Consider the following 8,909-nt stretch of genomic DNA (forward strand, 5'->3'; position numbering starts at 1 on the left):
GGCAGTTGATTGGTACAGATGGTGGACCTAGTTGTATCGCGTAATACATTGTTTACAGTCAGAATGAGGTTAGTGATCGAATCACAACCGCTTCTGCTAGTGAGCGTATCTCTATAGGTACCTGCGGCGGTAATATTAATACCATTCCAGCGATATGGTAATTGGTTGGTACAAATAGTAGCCCTAGTAGTATCTCTAAGAATACTGTTTACAGTCAGGATCAAATTAATAATAGAATCACAACCTGCTCTGCTAGTGAGTGTGTCTCTGTATGTGCCAGCTGCATTGATGTTCGTGCCGTTCCAGTTGTATGGCAGTTGGTTAGTACAAACAGTAGCCCTGGTGGTATCTCTGAGTACGTTGTTTACCGTCAGGATCAAATTGACGATCGAATCACAACCAGCTCTGCTAGTGAGGGTATCTCTGTAAGTACCTGCTGCATTAATGTTGGTGCCGTTCCAACGATATGGTAATTGGTTTGTACAGATGGTTGCTCTTGTTGTATCTCTGAGTGCGTTGTTTACCGTCAGGATCAAATTAATGATCGAATCACAACCAGCTCTGCTAGTGAGGGTATCTCTGTAAGTACCTGCTGCATTAATGTTGGTGCCGTTCCAACGATATGGTAATTGGTTTGTACAGATGGTTGCTCTTGTTGTATCTCTGAGCACGGTGTTTACAGTCAGGATCAAATTAATGATCGAATCACAACCTGCTCTGCTAGTGAGGGTATCTCTGTAAGTACCTGCTGCATTAATGTTGGTGCTATTCCAACGATATGGTAATTGGTTTGTACAGATGGTTGCTCTTGTTGTATCTCTGAGCACACTGTTTACAGTCAGGATTAGAGTGGTAATAGAATCACAACCGTTTCTACTGGTCAAGGTGTCTCTGTAAGTTCCTGCGGCAGTAATATTAGTACCATTCCAGCGGTAAGGCAGTTGGTTGGTACAGATGGTTGTCCTGGTGGTATCTCTCAATACTGAATTTAAAGTCAATATCAAATTAATAATCGAATCACAACCTGCTCTGCTCGTGAGCGTGTCTCTGTATGTGCCTGCTGCATTAATGTTGGTTCCATTCCAGTTGTATGGCAGTTGATTTGTACAAACAGTGGCTCTGGTAGTGTCTCTGAGCACACTGTTTATAGTCAGGATGAGGTTGATAATAGAATCACAGCCTGCTCTGCTAGTGAGCGTGTCTTTGTATGTGCCAGGTGCATTGATGTTCGTGCCATTCCAGTTGTAAGGCAGTTGGTTAGTACAAATAGTAGCCCTGGTAGTGTCTCTGAGAACGTTGTTTACAGTCAGGATCAAATTAATGATCGAATCACAACCTGCTCTGCTAGTGAGCGTGTCTCTATAGGTGCCAGCAGTGTTAATGTTGGTTCCATTCCAGTTGTATGGTAATTGGTTGGTACATACAGTAGCCCTGGTTGTATCTCTGAGAACGTTGTTTATAGTCAGGATGAGGTTGATAATAGAATCACAACCGCTTCTGCTAATGAGTGTATCTCTATAAGTGCCAGCAGTATTAATGGTATTTCCGTTCCAAGTGTATGGCAGTTGATTGGTACAGATGGTAGTCCTGGTGGTGTCTCTGAGCACACTGTTTACTGTCAGGATGAGGTTGATTATGGAATCACAGCCACTTCTGCTTGTGAGCGTATCTTTGTATGTGCCAGCTATATTGATGTTCGTGCCGTTCCAGCGATATGGTAATTGATTGGTACATACAGTAACCCTGGTGGTATCTCTGAGCACACTGTTTACAGTCAGGATGAGATTAATAATGGAATCACAACCAGCGCTGTTGGTGAGGGTGTCTCTGTATGTGCCTGCTGCATTAATGTTGGTGCCATTCCAGTTGTAAGGAAGTTGATTAGTACAAATAGTTGCCCTTGTGGTATCTCTCAAGATTGAATTTACGGTCAGGATCAAATTGACGATCGAATCACAACCAGCTCTGCTAGTGAGCGTATCTCTGTAAGTGCCCGCAGCATTGTATTGCGTTCCGTTCCAGGAATATGGTAATTGGTTTGTGCAGATAGTGGCTCTGGTTGTATCTCTGAGCACACTGTTTACAGTCAGGATGAGGTTGATAATAGAATCACAACCAGCTCTGCTCGTGAGCGTGTCTCTGTATGTGCCTGCTGCATTAATGTTGGTTCCATTCCAGTTGTATGGCAACTGATTGGTACAAACAGTAGCTCTGGTTGTGTCTCTGAGAACGTTGTTTACAGTCAGGATCAAATTAATGATCGAATCACAACCTGCTCTGCTAGTGAGCGTGTCTCTATAGGTGCCAGCAGTGTTAATGTTGGTTCCATTCCAGTTGTATGGTAATTGGTTGGTACATACAGTAGCCCTGGTTGTATCTCTGAGAACGCTATTTACAGTCAGGATCAAATTAATAATAGAATCACAACCTGCTCTGCTAGTGAGCGTATCTGTATATGTGCCGGCGGCATTTATATTAATACCATTCCAACGGTATGGTAATTGGTTGGTACAAACAGTAGCCCTGGTTGTGTCTCGAAGAACACTGTTTACAGTCAGGATCAAATTAATAATAGAATCACAGCCACTTCTGCTAGTGAGGGTGTCTCTGTATGTGCCTGCGGCATTGATGTTCGTGCCATTCCACTTGTATGGCAACTGGTTGGTACATACAGTAGCCCTGGTTGTGTCTCGAAGAACACTGTTTACAGTCAGGATCAAATTAATAATAGAATCACAGCCACTTCTGCTAGTGAGCGTGTCTCTATAGGTGCCAGCAGTGTTAATGTTGGTTCCATTCCAATTGTATGGTAATTGGTTGGTACATACAGTCGCTCTAGTGGTGTCTCTCAGCACACTATTTACCGTCAGGATGAGATTGGTAATAGAATCACAACCAGCTCTGCTAGTGAGCGTGTCTCTGTATGTGCCTGCAGCATTGATGTTCGTGCCGTTCCAGTTGTATGGCAACTGGTTGGTACATACAGTAGCCTTGGTTGTGTCTCGAAGAACACTGTTTACAGTCAGGATCAAATTAATAATAGAATCACAGCCACTTCTGCTAGTGAGCGTGTCTCTGTATGTGCCTGCAGCATTGTATTGCGTTCCGTTCCAAGTATATGGTAATTGGTTTGTGCAGACAGTCGCTCTTGTAGTGTCTCTAAGAACGCTGTTTACCGTCAATATTAAGTTTATTATAGAGTCGCATCCCCTGCTGCTTGTTAGTGTATCTCTATAAGTGCCGGCAGTATTAATGGTATTTCCGTTCCAAGTGTATGGCAGTTGATTTGTACAAACTGTTGCTCTTGTTGTATCTCTGAGCACACTGTTTACAGTCAGAATGAGATTAATAATCGAATCGCAACCTCTGCTGCTCGTGAGCGTATCTCTGTAGGCTCCAGCAGCATTGTATTGCGTCCCGTTCCACGTAAACGGCAACTGATTGGTACAAACAGTGGCTCTGGTAGTGTCTCTGAGGATATTGTTTACAATGAGGTTTAGGGTAACAACAGAATCACAACCTGCGGCATTTACTAAAGTATCCTTATAGTTTCCAGCAATATTGTACGTATTGCCGTTCCAGGTATAGGGCAGTTGGTTAGCGCAAATGGTAGCAGTTTGAGAGCCTGTTACTGCAGGATTAACATTCAGTGTCAATGTTACGATAGAATCGCAACCAGCAGCATTTATCAAGGTGTCCTTATAGGTTCCTGCAGCGTTATAGGTATTCCCATTCCAAGAGTATGGCAATTGGTTAGCGCAAATGGTGGCAGTTTGCAAACCGGTAACCGCTGGGTTTACGTTTAAAGTCAGTGTAACGATCGAATCGCAACCAGCGGCATTTACCAAGGTGTCCTTATAGGTTCCGGCAGCATTGTAGATATTACCGTTCCAGGTGTATGGTAATTGATTTGCGCAAACCGTAGCAGTATGCGAACCGGTAACTGCTGGGCTTACATTCAAGGTTAATGTAACAATGGAATCGCAACCAGCGGCATTTACCAAGGTGTCCTTATAGGTTCCTGCTGCGTTATAGGTATTTCCATTCCAAGAGTATGGCAATTGGTTAGCGCAAATGGTGGCAGTTTGTGAACCTGTTACTGCAGGATTAACGTTCAGTGTCAAAGTTACGATCGAATCGCAACCAGCAACATTTGCCAAGGTGTCCTTATAGGTTCCTGCTGCATTATAGGTATTGCCGTTCCAGCTATATGGTAATTGGTTGGCGCAGATCGTCGCAGTTTGCGATCCGGTAACCGCAGGGTTTATGTTTAAAGTCAGTGTGACGATCGAGTCGCAACCAGCTGCATTTAATAAAGTATCCTTATAAGTGCCGGCTGCATTGTAAGTATTACCATTCCAAGAGTATGGCAATTGGTTGGCGCAGATCGTCGCAGTTTGCGATCCGATAACTGCTGGGTTTACGTTCAGGGTTAAGGTTACTATAGAATCGCAACCAGCGGTATTTACTAAAGTATCCTTATAAGTTCCAGCAGCATTGTAGGTATTACCATTCCAGGTGTAAGGTAATTGGTTGGCGCAAATGGTCGTTGTTTGTGAACCTATAACTGCTGGGTTTACGTTCAGGGTTAATGTAACTATGGAATCGCAACCAGCTGCATTTAATAAGGTGTCCTTATAAGAGCCTGGTGAATTATAGGTATTGCCATTCCAGTTGTATGGTAATTGGTTGGCGCAGATAGTAGCAGTTTGTGAACCGGTAACCGCTGGGTTTACATTCAGTGTCAATGTTACGATCGAATCGCAACCAGCTGCATTGACTAATGTGTCTTTATAGGTTCCGGCGGCATTGTAAGTGTTGCCATGCCAGGTATACGGCAATTGGTTGGCACAGATGGTCGTTGTTTGTGAACCTATAACTGCTGGGTTTACGTTCAGAGTTAAAGTTACTATTGAATCGCAACCAGAAGCGCTTGTTAGGGTGTCTTTATAGGTTCCAGCTGCATTGTATGTGTTTCCATTCCATGTGTATGGCAATTGGTTGGCACAAATCTTAGCAGTTTGTGATCCGGTAATCGCTGGGTTTACATTCAGGGTCAATGTTGCAATCGAGTCGCAACCAGCTGTATTTACTAAAGTATCCTTATAAGTGCCAGCTGCATTGTAGGTATTGCCATTCCAGCTATATGGTAATTGGTTGGCGCAAATCGTTGCAGTTTGTGAGCCAGTAACTGCTGGGTTTACATTCAGGGTTAAGGTTACTATCGAATCGCAACCAGCGGCATTGAATAATGTGTCTTTGTAAGTTCCGGCCGAATTATAGGAATTACCATTCCATGTATATGGCAATTGGTTGGCACAGATCGTTGCTGTTTGTGAGCCGGTAATCGCTGGGTTTACGTTTAAAGTCAGTGTAACGATCGAGTCGCAACCAGCTGCATTTACTAAAGTATCCTTATAGGTTCCGGCAGCATTGTAGATATTACCGTTCCAGGTGTATGGTAATTGATTTGCGCAAACCGTAGCAGTATGCGAACCGGTAACTGCTGGGCTTACATTCAAGGTTAATGTAACAATGGAATCGCAACCAGCTGCATTTAATAAAGTATCCTTATAGGTTCCAGCAGTATTATAGGTGTTGCTATTCCAGGTATATGGTAATTGGTTAGCGCAAATGGTAGCAGTTTGAGAGCCTGTTACTGCAGGATTAACGTTCAGTGTCAATGTTACGATAGAATCGCAACCAGCGGCATTTACCAAGGTGTCCTTATAGGTTCCTGCAGCGTTATGGGTATTGCCATTCCATGTATATGGCAATTGGTTGGAGCAGATTGTTGCAGTTTGTGAACCTGTAACTGCTTGGTTTACGTTTAATGTCAGCGTAACGATCGAGTCGCAACCAGCGGCATTGACTAAAGTGTCTTTATAGGTTCCAGCAGTATTATAGGTATTGCCATTCCAAGTATATGGTAATTGATTAGCACAGATGGTGGCCGTTTGCGAGCCGGTAACTGCTGGGCTTACATTCAGAGTTAATGTGACAATGGAATCGCATCCAGCTACATTGGCTAATGTGTCTTTATAGGTTCCGGCGGCATTGTAAGTGTTGCCATTCCATATGTATGGCAATTGGTTAGCGCAAATGGTGGCAGTTTGCGAACCTGTAACTGCTGGGTTTACATTCAGAGTTAATGTGACAATGGAATCGCATCCAGCTACATTGGCTAATGTGTCTTTATAGGTTCCGGCGGCATTGTAAGTGTTGCCATTCCATATGTATGGCAATTGGTTAGCGCAAATGGTGGCAGTTTGCGAACCTGTAACTGCTGGGTTTACATTCAGAGTTAAAGTTACTATAGAATCGCAACCAGCAGCATTTATCAAGGTGTCCTTATAGGTTCCTGCAGCGTTATAGGTATTCCCATTCCAAGAGTATGGCAATTGGTTAGCGCAAATGGTGGCAGTTTGCGAACCTGTTACTGCAGGATTAACATTCAGTGTCAATGTTACGATCGAATCGCAACCAGCGGCATTTACTAATGTGTCTTTATAAGTTCCAGCAGCATTGTACGTATTGCCGTTCCAGGTATAGGGCAGTTGGTTAGCGCAAATGGTTGCTGTTTGCGAACCGGTAACCGCTGGGTTTACGTTTAAAGTCAGTGTAACGATCGAATCGCAACCAGCGGCATTTACCAAGGTGTCCTTATAGGTTCCGGCAGCATTGTAGATATTACCGTTCCAGGTGTATGGTAATTGATTTGCGCAAACCGTAGCAGTATGCGAACCGGTAACTGCTGGGCTTACATTCAAGGTTAATGTAACAATGGAATCGCAACCAGCTGCATTTAATAAAGTATCCTTATAGGTTCCAGCAGTATTATAGGTGTTGCTATTCCAGGTATATGGTAATTGGTTAGCGCAGATCGTCGCAGTTTGCGATCCGGTAACCGCAGGGTTTATGTTTAAAGTCAGTGTGACGATCGAGTCGCAACCAGCTGCATTTAATAAAGTATCCTTATAAGTGCCGGCTGCATTGTAAGTATTACCATTCCAAGAGTATGGCAATTGGTTAGCGCAAATGGTAGCCGTTTGTGAACCGGTAACCGCAGGGTTTATGTTTAAAGTCAGTGTAACGATCGAATCACAGCCAGCAGCATTTACTAAGGTGTCTTTATAGGTTCCAGCAGTGTTATACGTATTTCCATTCCAGTTGTATGGCAATTGGTTAGCGCAAATGGTGGCAGTTTGCGAACCTGTTACTGCAGGATTAACATTCAGTGTCAATGTTACGATCGAATCGCAACCAGCGGCATTTACTAATGTGTCTTTATAAGTTCCAGCAGCATTGTACGTATTGCCGTTCCAGGTATAGGGCAGTTGGTTAGCGCAAATGGTTGCTGTTTGCGAACCGGTAACCGCTGGGTTTACGTTTAAAGTCAGTGTAACGATCGAATCGCAACCAGCGGCATTTACCAAGGTGTCCTTATAGGTTCCGGCAGCATTGTAGATATTACCGTTCCAGGTGTATGGTAATTGATTTGCGCAAACCGTAGCAGTATGCGAACCGGTAACTGCTGGGCTTACATTCAAGGTTAATGTAACAATGGAATCGCAACCAGCTGCATTTACTAAAGTATCCTTATAAGTTGCAGCTGCATTGTAGGTATTGCCATTCCATGTGTATGGCAATTGGTTGGCACAGATAGTTGCGGTTTGAGATCCGGTAACCGCAGGGTTTATGTTTAAAGTCAGTGTAATGATCGAATCGCAACCAGCGGCATTTACCAAGGTGTCCTTATAGGTTCCTGCAGCGTTATATGTATTTCCATTCCAAGAGTATGGTAATTGGTTAGCGCAAATGGTGGCAGTTTGTGATCCGCTTACAGTTGGTGTTACATTCAGAGTTAATGTAACAATAGAGTCACAACCAGCGGCATTTACTAAGGTATCCTTATAGGTTCCTGCTGCGTTATAGGTATTTCCATTCCAAGAGTATGGCAATTGGTTAGCGCAAATGGTGGCAGTTTGTGAACCTGTTACTGCAGGATTAACGTTCAGTGTCAAAGTTACGATCGAATCGCAACCAGCAACATTTGCCAAGGTGTCCTTATAGGTTCCTGCTGCATTATAGGTATTGCCGTTCCAGCTATATGGTAATTGGTTGGCGCAGATCGTCGCAGTTTGCGATCCGGTAACCGCAGGGTTGATGTTTAAAGTCAGTGTGACGATCGAGTCGCAACCGGCTGCGTTTAATAATGTATCCTTATACGTTCCGGCAGTGTTATACGTATTTCCATTCCATGTGTATGGTAGTTGGTTGGCGCAAACAGTAGCAGATTCTGTTCCCGTTACTACAGGGTTTACATTCAGGGTTAAAGTAACTATTGAGTCGCAACCGGCTGCGTTTAATAATGTATCCTTATACGTTCCGGCAGTGTTATACGTATTTCCGTTCCATGTGTATGGCAATTGGTTGGCGCAGATTGTGGCCGATTGTGAACCTGTAACTGCTGGGTTTACGTTCAGGGTTAAAGTTGCTATTGAATCGCAACCAGCGGCATTTACTAAAGTATCCTTATAGGTTCCGGCAGCATTATAGGCATTGCCGTTCCATGTGTATGGCAATTGGTTGGCGCAAATGGTAGCAGTTTGCGAACCGGTAACTGCTGGGTTTACATTCAGGGTTAAAGTAACTATTGAGTCGCAACCGGCTGCGTTTAATAATGTGTCCTTATAGGTTCCGGCAACATTATAGATATTTCCGTTCCAGGTGTAAGGCAATTGATTTGCGCAAACTCTTGCTGTTTGTGAACCGGTTACTGCTGGGTTTACATTCAGGGTTAAAGTAACTATTGAGTCGCAACCGGCTGCGTTTAATAATGTATCCTTATACGTTCCGGCAGTGTTATACGTATTTCCATTCCATGTGTATGGTAGTTGGTTGGCGCA

1 protein-coding gene is annotated in these 8,909 nt (G+C 43.7%); it reads right to left on the reverse strand.

Annotated features, from left to right (window positions below; genetic code table 11):
• Window positions 1–8,909, reverse strand: an 8,909-nt coding sequence (locus GGD38_RS37275; protein ID WP_375303974.1) for a beta strand repeat-containing protein, incomplete at both ends; no start/stop codon positions are given.

This window comes from Niastella sp. OAS944 (assembly GCA_024809215.1).
Lineage (GTDB): Bacteria > Bacteroidota > Bacteroidia > Chitinophagales > Chitinophagaceae > Niastella.